Annotated in this window: 16 protein-coding genes; 4 read left to right on the top strand and 12 right to left on the bottom strand. The window is 41.3% G+C overall.

The window, feature by feature from the left end; genetic code table 11:
* Positions 1–16 precede the first annotated feature (16 nt).
* Both AB6T38_RS02900 and AB6T38_RS02895 read left to right on the top strand, forming a co-directional pair.
* Positions 17–553, top strand: a complete 537-nt coding sequence (locus AB6T38_RS02900; protein WP_372545851.1) for a hypothetical protein — start codon at positions 17–19, stop codon at positions 551–553.
* A 39-nt stretch (positions 554–592) separates the two neighbouring features.
* The gene (locus AB6T38_RS02895; protein WP_372545850.1) at positions 593–988 is read left to right on the top strand and encodes a DUF3718 domain-containing protein; all 396 of its coding nucleotides are present in this window, start codon (positions 593–595) and stop codon (positions 986–988) included.
* A 14-nt stretch (positions 989–1,002) separates the two neighbouring features.
* Here AB6T38_RS02895 and AB6T38_RS02890 read toward each other — a convergent pair whose 3' ends face one another.
* From AB6T38_RS02890 to AB6T38_RS02835, 12 genes are all read right to left on the bottom strand, one after another.
* Entirely contained in the window at positions 1,003–1,962 is a 960-nt protein-coding gene (locus tag AB6T38_RS02890) for a hypothetical protein (protein ID WP_372545849.1), read from the bottom strand.
* 106 nt (positions 1,963–2,068) lie between these two features.
* Complete coding sequence (locus AB6T38_RS02885) at positions 2,069–3,043, bottom strand: NADPH:quinone oxidoreductase family protein (protein ID WP_372545848.1); 975 nt, start codon at positions 3,041–3,043, stop codon at positions 2,069–2,071.
* Positions 3,040–4,083: a phosphotransferase family protein gene (locus AB6T38_RS02880; RefSeq protein ID WP_372545847.1), complete on the bottom strand. Its 1,044-nt coding sequence runs from the start codon at positions 4,081–4,083 to the stop codon at positions 3,040–3,042. Before AB6T38_RS02880 ends, AB6T38_RS02885 begins: the two co-directional genes overlap by 4 nt.
* 53 nt (positions 4,084–4,136) lie before the next feature.
* Entirely contained in the window at positions 4,137–5,363 is a 1,227-nt protein-coding gene (locus AB6T38_RS02875; RefSeq protein WP_372545845.1) for an acyl-CoA dehydrogenase family protein, read from the bottom strand.
* 345 nt (positions 5,364–5,708) lie between these two features.
* Positions 5,709–6,863 (bottom strand): DUF1501 domain-containing protein, encoded by a 1,155-nt coding sequence (locus tag AB6T38_RS02870; RefSeq protein ID WP_372545843.1) that lies wholly within the window; start codon positions 6,861–6,863, stop codon positions 5,709–5,711.
* Entirely contained in the window at positions 6,860–8,227 is a 1,368-nt protein-coding gene (locus tag AB6T38_RS02865) for a DUF1800 family protein (protein ID WP_372545841.1), read from the bottom strand. Before AB6T38_RS02865 ends, AB6T38_RS02870 begins: the two co-directional genes overlap by 4 nt.
* Before the next feature lie 200 nt (positions 8,228–8,427).
* Positions 8,428–9,450 (bottom strand): ACR3 family arsenite efflux transporter, encoded by a 1,023-nt coding sequence (gene arsB / locus AB6T38_RS02860; protein ID WP_372545839.1) that lies wholly within the window; start codon positions 9,448–9,450, stop codon positions 8,428–8,430.
* 16 nt (positions 9,451–9,466) lie between these two features.
* Positions 9,467–10,183, bottom strand: coding sequence for an arsenical resistance protein ArsH (gene arsH, locus AB6T38_RS02855; RefSeq protein ID WP_372545838.1), 717 nt, complete (start codon positions 10,181–10,183; stop codon positions 9,467–9,469).
* Positions 10,184–10,185: 2 nt separating this feature from the next.
* A complete protein-coding gene (locus AB6T38_RS02850) occupies positions 10,186–10,656 on the bottom strand; it encodes an arsenate reductase ArsC (protein ID WP_372545836.1) in 471 nt (156 codons plus the stop codon).
* Positions 10,657–10,669: 13 nt separating this feature from the next.
* The gene (locus tag AB6T38_RS02845) at positions 10,670–11,005 is read right to left on the bottom strand and encodes a metalloregulator ArsR/SmtB family transcription factor (protein WP_372545835.1); all 336 of its coding nucleotides are present in this window, start codon (positions 11,003–11,005) and stop codon (positions 10,670–10,672) included.
* A gap of 109 nt (positions 11,006–11,114) precedes the next feature.
* A complete protein-coding gene (locus tag AB6T38_RS02840) occupies positions 11,115–11,723 on the bottom strand; it encodes a hypothetical protein (protein WP_372545834.1) in 609 nt (202 codons plus the stop codon).
* Positions 11,724–11,810: 87 nt separating this feature from the next.
* On the bottom strand, positions 11,811–14,171 hold the full coding sequence (locus AB6T38_RS02835; RefSeq protein ID WP_372546043.1) for a zinc-dependent metalloprotease: 2,361 nt from the start codon (positions 14,169–14,171) through the stop codon (positions 11,811–11,813).
* 208 nt (positions 14,172–14,379) lie between these two features.
* Between AB6T38_RS02835 and AB6T38_RS02830 the strand changes: the two genes are divergently transcribed.
* Both AB6T38_RS02830 and AB6T38_RS02825 read left to right on the top strand, forming a co-directional pair.
* A complete protein-coding gene (locus AB6T38_RS02830) occupies positions 14,380–15,033 on the top strand; it encodes a dUTP diphosphatase (protein WP_372545832.1) in 654 nt (217 codons plus the stop codon).
* Between the two features lie 57 nt (positions 15,034–15,090).
* Positions 15,091–15,522 (top strand): diacylglycerol kinase, encoded by a 432-nt coding sequence (locus AB6T38_RS02825; RefSeq protein WP_372545831.1) that lies wholly within the window; start codon positions 15,091–15,093, stop codon positions 15,520–15,522.
* Positions 15,523–15,581: the final 59 nt, after the last annotated feature.

Raw genomic sequence — 15,581 nt, 5'->3', positions numbered from 1 at the left:
TACGGACAACTCTAGAATGAAAATACTCACCGCTTTGATATTGATCTGCTCTTTCTCAGCACAAGCCTCCATTATAGGTACTGAGGTAGTGTGTGGTATTGAGCCGTCAATTATTTGGGATTGTGACAATAAAATGTCTATTGCTAAAGAGAATGAAAGTGAATTTAACTTATTATTGGTGGGCAACCCCCATCTGAGTGTGGATTTTGAAGATAACTCTCTGATGATCAGTAACCTACACGGTAACTTAGGACTTGGTGCTAACGAATTACTTACTTTATCGATACTTCCCAACCTATTCAATCCTGCCGACTTTGACCTGCTGACTAATGTGGTGGGTTTTGATGCATCTGATATTAATTTCAATGGGGAGTTGATGGCGCTCAATTTACATAATACTCGCTGGTCATCGGACGACTATATTTTACTCAGCTTCATGAATAGCGCTAATGCCATATCAAATGCGCCCACCTTATTACTCTTTTTGATTGGCATCGTTGCTTTGAGGCGACGTTTAATTAAAAACAACCGTAACTTCCAGCTCGAAAAATAATCTTAAATTGATTAGCAGTTTGAAACAGGGATTAATCAGTTGATAAAAAAATTATTTTTTATTTTAACCGTTGTAATGATAAATGTATTTTATGCAAGCAACGCTAAAGGAGATATTAATACGGCTTTAAATAGTCTTTGTGCCATCGTTACTTCCAATGATTATTCGAACTTACAGCAAAAACTAACTGAAATGAGAATCCAATATAGACTGAAGCTACAACACTATTATGACGGGATTAGTTGTGGTGGACAGAGCCTCATTAGAACCGCTTTGCTAAATGAAGCTCACCATACAGCGCAACTGTTGATGAAAAACCTGCCTAAGAGCAAATTAACGGCCCCAGAACGCGACGGCAAAACATTGCGACAATGGATTGATGAAAAAAACCTCTTGGGCACTCCCAGCTCAGATTTTTTATCAAACCAACTCTAGAAACCTGATAGTTGTTAATCACTCTCACTTAAATTATCAACGCTTTGTTTTATCAATTGAACTCCTTGAGCTTTCTTAAGGTCATGGACTCGAGGATACTCTTCCTCTAATAATGCCAATACAGACATCATGCCCCAATGATAACCAGAAGATAACATTAGGTACGCAAAATCATTGTGCTTGTTTAGCACCTCGATATCGCTATAACGAACTGACAGCCGAGATACTTCTTCGCCATATAATTCAACGTTTTCAAACTTATTGATTTCAAAAAACAAAGATTGATATGCTGCTGATTGTTGATAGGCGTGACTGTAAACCAATGCATCAAATTGTGCATAATGTTGATCAAGTAACTTTTGAAATGCTTTGTCGCCGTTACGAGCATGCGCCTGTAATCCATTTAAGTTTTCCAGAAGAGCGCTACCAAAAGAACGCCAGACAACTGAATTGCGATATCCCAAATAGTAAGCGTTGCCTTCATCCACTTTTCCATCGCATAGCTCGGCTCGCAAACCTGGAGACAGCTCATCCGCCAGTTTTATTTGGTGGGCATAACCTTTGGCATAACTGATGCTAAAAAGGCGATAAGCGAGCTGAGAAACATCTGCTAAAACATTTTTCTCTTGTTCAGAGGTAAATAGAGCCTCAGACTCTGCCAAGGTTTGCATAGCGTCAGTGAAAATGGGTTGGTTTTGATTATAAGAGTTATCTAGTGTTCTGTGGTCTAGATCAGCTGAGCAAGAGTAGGTTTTTAAAAGGCTATTCCAACTTTGTATGCTGGTAGCCCGCACATGAACCATGCCCGTAAAAATGTTTCCATGGACAAAGTGTTCTGCCTGACTTAGTAGTTGATTGTGCTCATTGAACGCGTCTAACTCGGCTTTAGTTAATGCCTTTTGGGTCGAACAACCACTTAGCAGCATCCAGCCTACTAACAGTAAAACGATAAATTGACGCGAAGATACATCCATGAACAAAAAGGGCCTCAGAAAAATGAGGCCGCAGTGTATTATTTCACTTGCAGTGATTCAAGCACGAATATTAGCCGCTTATATCATCTATAGTGAATTAATCGGTTTAAGGTCTCAATGCCATTTTACCTTTGACTTCACGTCCGAGTACCTTGTTAAGGGCTTCGTGCGCCCGTTCTAACGGCAATGTTTGATCCACAATTACTTTAACTTTGCCTTGCAAATACCAAGTAAGTAGCTCTTTCATATTAGCTTGGAATTCTTTAGGTTGATGCTGAGTAAATGAACCCCAGAATACTCCTACCACAGAATACCCTTTCACTAGAGCTAAGTTAACTGGAAACTCTGGGATAGTGCCACCGGCAAACCCGACTACCAACAACCGCCCATTCCAGCCCATGCTGCGTGAACATGCATGGAAGGTATCCCCGCCAACACATTCATAAACCACATCAGCACCCTTGCCACCGGTTGCCTCTTTTAACGCTGTTTTAAGATCCTTTTCGGTGTAATTGATCAGGATGTCAGCACCATTTTGTTTGGCAATATCAAGCTTCTCTTGAGTAGAACAAACAGCAATCACTTTTGCACCCATGGCTTTACCAATTTGTACTGCGGCTAACCCTGTGCCACCAGCTGCACCTGTAACCACTAAGGTTTCTCCTGGTTGAATGTCGGCGCGCTGTTTTAACGCATGATGGGCCGTAGCGTGGGCGGTAACTAAGGCCGCAGCTTCATCGTCAGGAATTTCATCAGGTAAAGGCAGAACATGGGTAGCCGGAACAGCGACTTTTTCAGCATACCCACCTAACATGCACAGAGCAATAACGCGACTGCCAACTTTTAAATGTGGAACTCCTTCCCCTACTTCGCTAATTACACCTGCAACTTCACCACCTGGAATAAATGGAAAGTCTGGTTTGATCTGGTATAGGCCTTGTACTAATAATCCATCAGGAAAATTCACCCCAGAGGCACTTATATCTACAACAACCTGACCTTTTTCAGCTTTTGGGTCAGGTACATCTTCGTAACTCAATTTTTCGACGCTGGCGAACTCTTTACACACTATTGCTTTCATTGATGTTCCTCAATTAATTCTACAGCCATTCTGGCTAACGGCGGTACCATGGCTCCCACTTTATTCGCTTGTGCATTGGATGCATTGCCTTCTTGGGCACGTTTAGCGACACCTTGCGCGATAGCAGCCAGACGGAAGAAACTAAAGGCTAGATAGAAATGCCAATTTTCAATTTTATCTAAACCTGCACGTTGACAATACCAATCAACAAACTCCTGCTCACTGGGTATGCCTAAAGCTGGCCTATCCACACCACCTAAACCACTAGAATGGCCGATATGCGCTGGCAGACGCAATTGCATACACTGATAAGCTAGGTCAGCTAGTGGATGCCCTAGAGTGGATAGCTCCCAATCTAAAACCGCAATAATCTCTTCTGATGTTTTCGAAAACATTAAATTATCTAGGCGATAGTCACCATGAACTAGGGATACTTTGCCATCATCATCTGGAATATTGTTGTTTAACCAAGTGATCAATGTATCCATGTCTGGAATAGGATCAATCTCTGATAATTTATATTGTTTCGACCAGCGGCTAAGCTGCCGTTCAAAATAATTACCGGCTTTACCGTAGTCACTCAGCCCGACTTCGCCCACATCCACAGCATGCAAATCAGCCAACACTTGCCCCATCTGCTTATACATTGCATGGCGTTTTTCATTGCTTTCAATCTCCGGCAGACTACTATTCCAGTAAACCGCGCCATCAACATATTCCATCACATAAAACATACTGCCAATGACACTGGTGTCTTCACACAGGTGATAAACCTTGGCCACTGGCACTTGAGTATCTTGCAATGCATTGATAACTTTAAACTCTCGGTCCACTGCGTGAGCTGATTTGAGCAATTTCCCCAGCGGTTGACGTCTGAGTACATAACTCGTGTCTCCCGCCGTGATCTTAAACGTGGGATTCGATTGACCGCCACTAAACTTTTCAGCTTTAAAGGCCCCCGTAAAATCAAATACGTTGGCACGAAAATAAGCTTCTAACGTTTCCATATCAAGCTGGTTAACTGAATCTGATTTCGTCACTTCAACCCCTTTAAATAGTTAATTTAGCTGATTAATTGATGTTGCGTTTAAATCTAGCTTTGTTGCTTTCCAACATGATCTTTAATCAAGTTACGACCGAGTTGCATCATGTGCACTTGATCTGGGCCATCTGCCAATCTAATGGTTCTTGCATAGGCATAAATAGCCGACAATACAGTATCTTGACTGGTTCCCTCAGCGCCGTGCATTTGGATAGATTGATCAATCACTTTACACGCCATGCTTGGGGCAACAATTTTAATTGCTGCGATAATATCTCGTGATACTTTGTTGCCGTAACGGTCCATTTTATCAGCCGCTTTAAGAGTAAGCAGTCTAGCCTGCTCTATGTCACAATGCATTTGAGCGATAGATTCTCTCACCGATTGCTGCTTACTTAGAGGTTGACCAAATGCAACACGATTCTCAACCCTTTCGCAGGCTAAATCTAGAGCACGTTGAGCACAACCGATAAGACGCATACAGTGGTGAATTCGACCCGGTCCTAAACGACCTTGGGCAATGGCAAACCCTTCACCCTCACCCACTAATAAATTGCTCGCAGGCACGCGCACATTTTCAAACAACACTTCTGCATGACCAACAGGCTCATCATAAAAGCCCATGGCTTTCATTGGACGCACTACAGTGACACCAGCGGTGTCCATAGGTACTAATATTTGAGATTGTTGTCTATGTCGGTCCGCTGAAGGATCTGTTTTCCCCATTACGACCATGATTTTACAGTTGGTATTCATTGCACCACTGGTATACCACTTACGGCCATTGATCACATATTCATCGCCATCACGAACGATAGCAGTTTCAATATTGGTGGCATCACTGGATGCTACAGCAGGTTCGGTCATCGCAAATGCGCTACGAATTTCACCATTGAGCAAGGGCTCTAACCATTGCTTTTTGTGGGCTTCACTGCCGTACTTAGACAATACTTCCATATTACCAGTATCTGGCGCGCTACAGTTGAATACTTCTGGGCTCCATAACACTCGTCCCATTGCTTCACACAATGGCGCATATTCAAGGTTGGTTAATCCCGCCCCATAAGGTAAATATTCTTCAGGTAAAAACAGATTCCACAAATCCGCAGCTTTAGCTTTCTCTTTTAACTCTTGCATTAATGCAGGCGTTGTCCAGCGTTGCGGATTATTATCCACAAGCTCAATATATTTTTGCTCTATGGGATAGATATTTTCGTCCATAAACTGGTTAAGACGGTCAAGTAAAGCTTGGGTTTTTGGAGAGTAATCGAAATGCATGAAATGTATCCTCTGATTTAGAATACAAAAATAGTAGAGATATTAGTCGTATAAGTTTAATTAATTATTCGAATACTTTTGTATTAGTTTTATATATAAATTGTAATTAACAATCAAAAATAGAAGGTAAACCATTGTTATTAATAAACTTTTAAAACAAAACAAGCATAGCGACAATGAAAAACAAAACAACTTATTGATAACAATTAATTTACACAAAGGGTTGAGGCAAGCATTCACGCATTTATAATGAAGCTACTATTGATGAATTCAAAAAAGATCCATGTTGGTGCACGGTGATTAAGCCAGAAACAACAATATGCAGTTGAGATTTACAGGGTTTTATTAAACCTTAATTAGCCGTTCGCTAAGCGGTTTTATACCCGGAAAGACATTCGCCAAGTTATCGAACGATAATCCCCAATGTTGTTGCAGCACTGTAGCTATCCAACTTCTCACATCCGAGGTAGGCATTAAATCCCGACCAGCAAAACGCTGCTGTTCGCTCAACCCCGGCCACTGCCCTAGCACCCGCTTACCTTTAAGCGCTCCACCCAATAAAAACATCGCTGAGGCGGTACCATGATCAGTGCCCTTAGTTCCGTTTATGGCCACAGTTCGTCCAAACTCTGTAGTCACCATTACCACAGTATTTTTCCATGTTGCTGCCAATCCAGTCTTTAATTCAGCAAGGCCTTTATCAAGAATATCAAATTGCCGGTCCATTCGATTTGCTTGATTACTATGAGTATCCCAACCATTTAGTTCTAACATTGCACAATTGGCCGAGTCATTCCGACTTAGAAGCTCACCACAATGCCTAGCCAAATACGAAAAGTTTGCTCGGGCACGACTTTTGTTATTCATTGCTAGCATATCTCGATTCTTCACGGCATCTTCTAACATCATCAAAAATTCAGAATTCTCTGCATAAAGGAAACGCATACGTTCAATTAAATCATCATCAGTAGCCGTAAAATAAGATGGAAACCAAGTCTGACTGGCTGGACTACCGCGTAGTGCAATAGGCACAGTTTGTGCTATAGCTAACCCATGTCCATGCATTGACTCCACAGCTCTTGCTAACCAACCGCTATTATAATTCACTTGGTTTAAACCGCATTCCATAAAATCTTGGCCATCAAAATGTGATCGCTTACGATAACCTGACGCAACCGCTACAACGGGTAAAAATTGCTCATTTTGATACCATTTGAAACAGTTTTTAAGGGCTGGATGTAAAGCAAAACCACTATCGATATTTAACAATTGGTTTTCTATGGGATTGACTAAAGGTCCACGTATGTTCATAAAATCAGGATCTGCCAGAGGCATTACGCCATGTAATGAATCCATAGCACCTCGTAACATCACCCATACCAACTTTTTGTTATTCTTTGCCATTGCCCCTGCGTTAGCAAAGGCGCCGTTAACCGCAGTATGCGCAATAATCCAACCAGCCATACCCGCTTTTATAAAATCTCGTCTGTGCATGCTCATCTTGTTTGAAACTCCGGACTCATTAGCAATAAGGTGACGGCTTGACGTTTAGTTTCCGCTCGAGCAATGGATAACACCGTATTTTTTTGTAGTAACGGCCCTAACGCCTGTTCGCCTATCGCCAATGGGTGCTTTTTAACAAATTTACTAATGTGTTCGGCCCATTCAATTCTCCCCATCATAGCCCTTGGTCCAGCCCAAAATCCTTTGCTGTCTTCATAGCCTGCGGGCGAACCAGCAGAAAAAGGCTGTTGCCCCAAAATAGCCAAACTTTTCAAAAAACTAGGTTTGATTGATTCAAGTCCACAAACACGACAAGTTGATATTAAAAACTCCCTTGGGGTTTTAAATTTAGAACTGTCTTCTACCCAACTTAAAGGATTGGTTAGCATGGCTTTTACCACTTCGAAAATATTTCCTTTGGTTTCTGCCCATTTAATCACCATCCCGTCTACAATTGCTTGAGGAGGATGATCATTAATGAAGTGTTTAACCAGTTTTGTCGAAACAAATTCAGCAGTTTTTTGATTGACACTCAGATCATAAAGTATCTCTTGGCCTTGTTTTAAACCACCGGCAGAGTATGTTTTACCGAATATTTGGCGACTACCTGGCTCATGGGCTATTTGCCGAAATTCAAACCCGTTTAAACCTTTTTTAGACAGCCCCCAACCGGAAATCGCTTTAGCGAGTTCAGTGACATCATTTTGTGTATACCCAGCGGTAATGCCAAGGGTATGTAACTCTAATATCTCTCTCGCTAAATTTTCATTTATACCCTTCTTTCCTTCTCCTCTTTTACCAACTCTTGAATTGGGACCAATGGATTTTTCATTATTTAAATACAACAGCATAGCTGGGTGGCTTTCTACTGCAATAAGCATGTCTGAAAAATGCCCAGTTAAATTGGGGGCTATTGCCTCCATTTCTAAAGTGGGAGCAAGCGCTCTTAAATTAAAACCATTTGCACTGACACTAAAATGATTGGAAAAAAAGTCCACTAAGCGCCAAAAGAATGGGCGTTCTGTAGCAAGTAAATGGGAAAGAGAATGCGACATGGCCAAGTTGATCTGGTTATTTATTATTTCTTTCGTGCTGTCACTAGTTTGTTGCTGCATAGGTTGCTGAACCTTTGCAATACTTGTTTTTTCCTGGTCACGCAGCTCTCGATAAAAAGCCAGTTGTTCTGCAGCCAACAAACTACTCCATGGATAATTGAGTTGTTTTAATTCATGGGAAATAGTTTTGGGGGTAATTTGATCAAGCAACCAATTTAGCGCATCGTTCTTAACATGAGCAACGGTCTGTGAGTTAGCACCATAACCAAAACGATTGACGGCAATAAATGTCTGTTTAGAAGACATAGTAGAACTCTTAAGCAAAAACTAATGGTTAAAATTTAAAGGTCTTTAATGATAGAAGCAAGAAAGATTACGAAACATTTACAACTTTAAATCCATGTAGTTAACAAAAATCAAGAACTGAATTTTGTTAACTGCGGTTTAACTTTATATCTTTTGTTTAGCGCTGAGTGATGCCACTTTGCACTGGCATCACACGCTAATTAGGCTTCATCAAACCAATGGCGGGTGCGATTAGCAAACCAAACTAATGAAAGCATTACGGGAACTTCCACCAACACCCCCACTACCGTTGCCAAGGCTGCTCCTGAGTGCAAGCCAAATAACGAAATGGCCACTGCCACAGCCAGTTCAAAGAAGTTAGAGGTGCCAATCATACAAGCTGGAGCGGCTACCTTGTGGGTGAGTTTCATCTTCTTCGCTACGAAGTAAGCAATAGCAAAAATACCGTAAGTTTGAATTAACAGTGGAATGGCTATCAATAGGATTGCTTCAGGCTTGGCTAAAATGGTTTCTGACTGAAAACCAAATAACAGAACAACTGTGGCCAATAAACCAATTATTGACCAAGGTTTCATGGTTCCTAAAAATCGATCAATTTGGGTACTTTGTTCGTTCTGCTCTAACTTTTTACGAGTAATTGCACCCGCCACAAGTGGGATCAAAACGTAGAGCACAACGGATAGAAATAACGTATCCCAAGGAACCGTTATATCAGTCACCCCTAACAATAATCCTGCAATAGGGGCAAACGCAAAGATCATAATGATGTCATTGATAGAAACCTGCACTAGGGTGTAATTCGCATCCCCTTTAACCAGTTGGCTCCAAACAAACACCATAGCTGTACACGGCGCTACACCGAGTAAGATCATTCCGGCAATATATTCTGTGGCCGTTTGCGGGTCTATCCAATCTGCGAACAGCCCTTTAAAAAATAACCAGCCTAGAAACGCCATAGTAAAGGGTTTGATTAGCCAGTTGACGACTAAGGTAAGTGCTAAACCTTTGGGTTTTTTACCCACATCTTTTAATGATGAAAAATCAATCTGTACCATCATTGGGTAGATCATTAACCAAATCAAAACCGCAATGACAATATTCACATGGGCATATTCAATACTAGCAATAACAGCAAATGCACCCGGTGCAATACTGCCAGCTAAAATACCCAAAATAATGGCTAACCCCACCCACACTGATAAATAGCGCTCAAACATTCCCATGGTATATTCCTCTATTTTATATTGAGCGCTGGTTTACCCGCTGGCTTACTTGCTCAGCAGATTCAACACGTTCAGAATAACGGTCAACAAAATAGTCTTTGTTGTTGCGCAATAACAAAGTGAATTTCATCAACTCTTCCATCACATCAACGATGCGATTGTAATAAGCTGAGGGTTTCATCCGATCGTTTTCATCAAACTCTAAATAGGCTTTTGCCACACTCGATTGATTTGGGATCGTTACCATACGCATCCAGCGGCCTAAAATGCGTAATTGATTAACCACATTAAATGACTGGGAACCACCACAAACTTGCATCACCGCCAAGGTTTTGCCTTGAGTTGGACGCACACCGCCGATATTTAACGGCACCCAATCGATTTGGCTTTTAAAGATACTGGTCATAGAACCATGTCGCTCAGGTGAACACCATACCTGACCTTCCGACCACAGCATAAGTTCACGCAGCTCTTTGACTTTTGGATGATTATCATCTTCCGTGTCGGTTTGCGGCAATCCCTCAGGGTTGAATATTTTGGTTTCTGCGCCGAAGTGGGTTAACAATCTGGCACACTCTTCAACCACTAAGCGGCTAAAGGCCCGTTTTCGCATGGAGCCATGTAACAACAAAATACGCGGTGCATGTTCAGCAGGTTCTGCCAAGCATTTTTCATAACTTGGTTTATGCAAGCTTTGCTCGTCAATGTTAGCTAAAGAGGTATCCTGAATCATAATTAGTGCGCTCCCAATTCAGCTAAAGCCAATTTCAACTGGCTAGAATCAAGGTCTTTTTCGGCTAAGGTTCTCAATTGTTTGACCCTGGCGGTAATCTCCTCAATGCAAGCTTCAAAAGAGGCGGCGATCTGTGCTTCTGACCCTTGGACCTTAGAGGGATCACTTAACCCCCAATGAACTTTTAAAGACTTTCCAAACCATAGGGGACAAGACTCTCCTGCGGCTGAGTCACAGACTGTGACCACCAAATCTGCATCGAAGTGTTCAAAGTCGTTCCACGATTGACTCTGCAAACCCGCAATTGAAATACCCGCTTGTTGCAAATATTTGATGGATAAAGGATGAACTTCTCCAGCGGGCTGACTACCCGCACTCTTTGCTTCAATCACCTCCCCCGCTAACTGATTTGTGATAGCTTCAGAAAGGATGCTACGGCACCGGTTGTGAGTACAAATGTATAAAATTTTCATGCTAAAACCTTAATTAACAGCAGTTAGAGGGAATTATTTGTGCAACCTTAAGTCTGTCTAGTGCCTCTTCATAGTACGACTTGTTATGCACACTAGATTCGCTGATCACCTTATTTGCCCATTCAGGTAATTCAGGGTGAAGTCGGTAATACACCCACTTTCCCCGTCTTTCATCAAGTAACACACCACATTTACGTAACTCGGCAAGGTGGCGGGAGATTTTGGGTTGTTCAAGACCTAGCGCCTGCATAAGATCACAAACGCACAACTCACCAAATTCCGCGATCAACATTACGGATTTCAGTCGAGTATCGTCAGACAGACATTTAAAAATTTTTAAGGGGCTCATACACACATTCGAATATTCATATATATTATTTATCATATATGTGAAATTTCACATGTCAATGGGTAATATCAATTGCTGTTAATTAGAATATGTAGATTGTCACTTGGACTTACGCTCTTTTAGGTTTAGTGGAGATAACCATTTTAATGCCAAATAGGGTTAATAAAATTAATAGCATTAGACCCAAAAAACCGAAAACTTGATTAAACTCTTTGAATGGGGTCCACTGCAAATAATGTATTTTGTACAATAAATTGATAAGCGCAGTATCTTGGCCACTTTGTCTTAAACTAAGTTGCGACCAGTTCAAGATCACCTCGACACCAGTGTTTGTAAGAGCTTGGTTGCCGTCAATGGATACCACAACCCCATAACGTTGAGGATCATGTAAAAATGTATCATTGATGAGCAATTGCAAGGCTTCACCGTCGACTAACTTCTTAGGTTGATAGGAAATAGGATCTAAATGCTCTAAACCATCTTTTGTTTTCACCAATAAATGATGGCCCAATATGGTTTTAACAACTTTTGCTTCCAACCAGTTAGCCTCTGGCGGAATAACAAATGCGCTCTTTAAAGGATAGGTTTTAATCGCGAGTTGATCATAAGCACCTTCATAGCCAGGCTTAGTAAAAAATATGAATCCAGTTACGACCCAACCAAACATAGGTAAAATTAACAATATACCGATGACTCTATGCATTTTTCTACTTTTCATTGCTGTTCCCGAATAACCTATAACTACTGTTAAATCATAAAAAAGCCGGCAAAAGCCGGCTTACATATTATTTATGAATATTGATGTTTAGATTGGCGAACCGGGAGGAAGTGGTTTCACTTCAAAGTTGCCTTTCCATTCACCTGTTGCCATAAACCAATCCAACTGTTTGGCCATAACTTTGTTTTGACCATAACGTGAATTTTTCTTCAACCAAGTGTGTAAATCCATCAAGCCATCTAACAATGCGCCTTGGGCTTCTGGAGCAATTTCCTTAACCTGCATTGCTTGGATAACACTATTGAGCACTACATAATCTACCCGCAGCTTAACATTAGCAGCAAATTTACTCGATTTTTGCTGTATTGTCGCATCGAATAATTTCTCTAGCAGAACAGGGATAGTTAATTGATCTCGACTATTTATCGGACGCGCTGCAAGGCGATTTAAGCGTTCTGCTTTAAGTAGTAGACCCAAAGTGTACCCAGCTCCCGATTCCGCAGCACTAATGGGATCAAAGCTCAACCCGTTACGACCATGGAAACTTTCATGGGTATTTGACTCACCCAAACTCTTAGGCGCGATTAACGCTGTAATGTTAGCGGGAATATGCAGAAATTCAGGTGAAAGGGTTTCAAGCATGGCATCTAGCGCCGCCATTTGTGCATTTTGCTCAACATAGGATACGCCCTTAGGTTTTGGGTAATCACCTTTGCTTTCATAGGCATAGTTTAAACCACCAATTAGTTTAACTACAGCGTCTAGCTGATAACGGTGGAGGTAATAAATCGGTACTAAGGTTTCTTGCAATGACGCTAGAGTTTTCCCTTCAGGAATGGAATTAATACCAAATTGTGACAAAGCAACATCGCGCACTTCTATTAGGTTGTGTAACTCTTCAACCGGATCTTTACCGTTGTCCCACAAATGACCAATAGGACTGATAGCATGGCTAGGTCTAGCATCACGATCGCTTATATAAAGTAAACCAGAATTAAGTGCTTTTTGAATCGTATCTTTTAGATAGTCCTCTTCATTTACACCATCAGGTAAATCTTGATAACCATAAGCAATGGTGTGGTCATCCCATTTTCCCATTCCCACTGCGTAAGCATCAGAGATATCCACTTTGCCATTTTTTATTCTGACCGTAGGATGGGGGTAATCCATTACCGACTCACGACCATAAGCACTAGCGGCAAAGTTATGCGCCAGACCTAGGGTATGACCCACTTCATGTGCGGAAAGCTGTCTGATACGAGCTAAGGCCATTTCCTTTTGCTCTTCGATACTACTATCATTTTGTTTAAATGGACTAGTTAAACCCAAAGCAATGAGGTAATCCTGACGTACACGCAGTGAACCCAAGGTAACCTGGCCTTTAATGATTTCACCTGTACGCGGGTCGCGCACTGACATGCCGTAAGACCAGCCACGAGTTGCGCGGTGAACCCAATTGATAACGTTGTATCTAACGTCCATGGGATCCGCATCTTCAGGCAACATTTTCACTTGAAACGCATTTTTGTAGCCAATTTTAGTGAACGCTTGATCCCACCACATTGCACCTTCATACAAAGCACCTCTCACCGGCTCAGGAACACCTGGATCTAAGTAGTATATGATAGGCTCAACGGCTTCACTGACCGCAGCGTTGGGATCTTTTTTAAATAATCGATGACGTCGAATTAAACTTTGCTCCATTGAATCTTCAATGGGCACCGAATAATCCTGAAATGTCATTTTATTAAAGCCAGAATTAGGACTAAACGCTCTAGGCTCAAACTTATCGTCAGGCAATCTGATTAATGAATGATGCAAATGTACGGTTACGCTATCAGGAGAAGGAGTGACTTGTTGTAGGTACTTGCCTGGATTAGTACCACCAAAGGTAACTAGTGATTCCATCTCAGTATTGTCGACAAAGGATTTAGTGCGTGGCATATAGACTGCACTGCGTTTCGTATCCACTTTAAAGCTGCCCTGTTTGGCACGAGTTAAGCGCGCTGAAATTCCGTGGATATCAGATAACAAAAACTCCGTATAGTCGACTAAAACAGCGCCATCTTGTTGGGCTAAAATCTTAAAGCCGGCGATAACAGAATCAGCAAAAGCTTCATCAATACTGGCCGCTTCGGCAGCATTATCCGTAGTCGAACGGAACTGTGTATTAAGCTGCTTTAGGAGGACTTTATCGCCAAAACGTTCGAAAACAACTAAACGTGTTTTACCAAGTTGCAGTCTATCGAGGCCAATATCATTTGAACCAATACCTTGAGGTAAGCTACTTTGGAATATGATTTGTTCACCAAAGTTATCAATCTGTAAGTATAACTTCCCACTATCTTGCTGGTAATAGACGGTGTAAAACCCCACATTTGACTGCATTCCGCTAGTAAAATCACTGATTGATTTACTTTGGGAAAACGCTACTGATGAAAATAACATCAAGCAAATAACTACGTATTTCTTCACACCTGTCTCCTAAATTTTTAGTTTATTACCTAATAGAAAGCACTCTAAAGCATGTTTGTCACATGACGATGTGCAACTATTTAACGGTTAATATTATAATTATGATTAGTCTGTTTCAGGCTATGCCGATTATCACAAAACAAGTACACTATGCACTCGCTAATTCTACACAAGGACTTTTATGCTCTCCTCAACTCAACTTAATACTATGCTTAACCTTCAAGCCAAAATGAATCAAAAGGTTAATGCCCAGTGGTTAACTGCTGGATATCAATACCTTAGAGCTGCAATGATAGAGGCGGTCGAGGGGATTGAACATCATGGGTGGAAATGGTGGAAAGCGCAACAAAAAGACCTACCCCAGTTGCAAATGGAATTAGTGGACATTTGGCATTTTGCTCTTTCCGCAATCATTATCGACTTTGATGGCAACATAGAGTCCTCTGCCGAAACTATTGCAAGTGAATTGATTAGTGGTGTCCAGTCCGTTACGTTCGACGGCAAAGAATATGCGTTTAATGACCAAGATATTTTAGATAATTTGGAATTAATGGCTGGCTTATGCGCCGCTAAACGCTTTTCAGTACCATTATTCATTAAAATTGTAGAACAAGCTGAAATGGACTCAGATGAGCTTTATCGTCAGTACGTTGGTAAAAACGTTCTTAACTTTTTCCGCCAAGACAATGGCTATAAAGATGGCACCTATTTAAAAGTTTGGTTAGGCCGTGAAGATAACGAACACTTAGTTGAAGTATTAAACGAGCTAGATATCAGCCTTCATAATTACAGCGATTGTGTTTATCAGGGCCTGCAAAAACGCTATCCAAACTAAGCAGTTTGATAGTTAACCCCGAGTGCAAGTTTAAGGTTAAATCACAAGACCAATTTTATGAAAAATAAAGTGACTCCAGCACCTATTATTGACGAAAAATTAAAGCTAGTGAATAAACCTAATGGCAAAGGGTTAACGCGGATAATCAAAGCCACACAATGCTCTTTTCGTGGTTTTTCTGCGGCGTGGCAACATGAATCAGCATTTCGCCAAGAATTGATCATGGCATTGGTTTTGTTACCTTTTTCATTTGTGATTGCATCATCGACCTTACACCTGCTGGTGCTGATTAGCTGTTTACTTTTTGTATTGTTTGCGGAGATTGTTAATTCCGCCATTGAAGCTTTGGCTGATGCAATAACCCTGGAAAACAATGTCCTCATTGGTCGCGCTAAAGACATGGGCTCATCGGCAGTATTTATCGCGTTAACCCTGCTAACTTTAGTTTGGCTTGAAGCAATATGGCAGTTTGTAACACTTCATATTTAATCAAAAAATTTTTATTTTTCACGGTATAAAATCAAAAAGACCTCCAATTGGAGGTCTTT

It is taken from the genome of Aliiglaciecola sp. SL4 (assembly GCF_041538045.1).
Lineage (GTDB): Bacteria > Pseudomonadota > Gammaproteobacteria > Enterobacterales > Alteromonadaceae > Aliiglaciecola.
The sequence above is the reverse complement of the archived record's forward strand: the minus strand, read 5'-3'. Positions and strand labels throughout refer to the sequence as shown.

What these genes read in the sequence shown, in the direction of transcription:
- AB6T38_RS02900 (WP_372545851.1), top strand. Translation starts at nt 17, where the DNA reads ATGAAAATACTCACCGCTTTGATATTGATCTGCTCTTTCTCAGCACAA.
- AB6T38_RS02890 (WP_372545849.1), bottom strand. Translation starts at nt 1,962, where the DNA reads ATGGATGTATCTTCGCGTCAATTTATCGTTTTACTGTTAGTAGGCTGG.
- AB6T38_RS02885 (WP_372545848.1), bottom strand. Translation starts at nt 3,043, where the DNA reads ATGAAAGCAATAGTGTGTAAAGAGTTCGCCAGCGTCGAAAAATTGAGT.
- AB6T38_RS02875 (WP_372545845.1), bottom strand. Translation starts at nt 5,363, where the DNA reads ATGCATTTCGATTACTCTCCAAAAACCCAAGCTTTACTTGACCGTCTT.
- AB6T38_RS02870 (WP_372545843.1), bottom strand. Translation starts at nt 6,863, where the DNA reads ATGAGCATGCACAGACGAGATTTTATAAAAGCGGGTATGGCTGGTTGG.
- AB6T38_RS02865 (WP_372545841.1), bottom strand. Translation starts at nt 8,227, where the DNA reads ATGTCTTCTAAACAGACATTTATTGCCGTCAATCGTTTTGGTTATGGT.
- arsB (WP_372545839.1), bottom strand. Translation starts at nt 9,450, where the DNA reads ATGGGAATGTTTGAGCGCTATTTATCAGTGTGGGTGGGGTTAGCCATT.
- arsH (WP_372545838.1), bottom strand. Translation starts at nt 10,183, where the DNA reads ATGATTCAGGATACCTCTTTAGCTAACATTGACGAGCAAAGCTTGCAT.
- AB6T38_RS02850 (WP_372545836.1), bottom strand. Translation starts at nt 10,656, where the DNA reads ATGAAAATTTTATACATTTGTACTCACAACCGGTGCCGTAGCATCCTT.
- AB6T38_RS02845 (WP_372545835.1), bottom strand. Translation starts at nt 11,005, where the DNA reads ATGAGCCCCTTAAAAATTTTTAAATGTCTGTCTGACGATACTCGACTG.
- AB6T38_RS02840 (WP_372545834.1), bottom strand. Translation starts at nt 11,723, where the DNA reads ATGAAAAGTAGAAAAATGCATAGAGTCATCGGTATATTGTTAATTTTA.
- AB6T38_RS02835 (WP_372546043.1), bottom strand. Translation starts at nt 14,171, where the DNA reads ATGTTATTTTCATCAGTAGCGTTTTCCCAAAGTAAATCAATCAGTGAT.
- AB6T38_RS02830 (WP_372545832.1), top strand. Translation starts at nt 14,380, where the DNA reads ATGCTCTCCTCAACTCAACTTAATACTATGCTTAACCTTCAAGCCAAA.
- AB6T38_RS02825 (WP_372545831.1), top strand. Translation starts at nt 15,091, where the DNA reads ATGAAAAATAAAGTGACTCCAGCACCTATTATTGACGAAAAATTAAAG.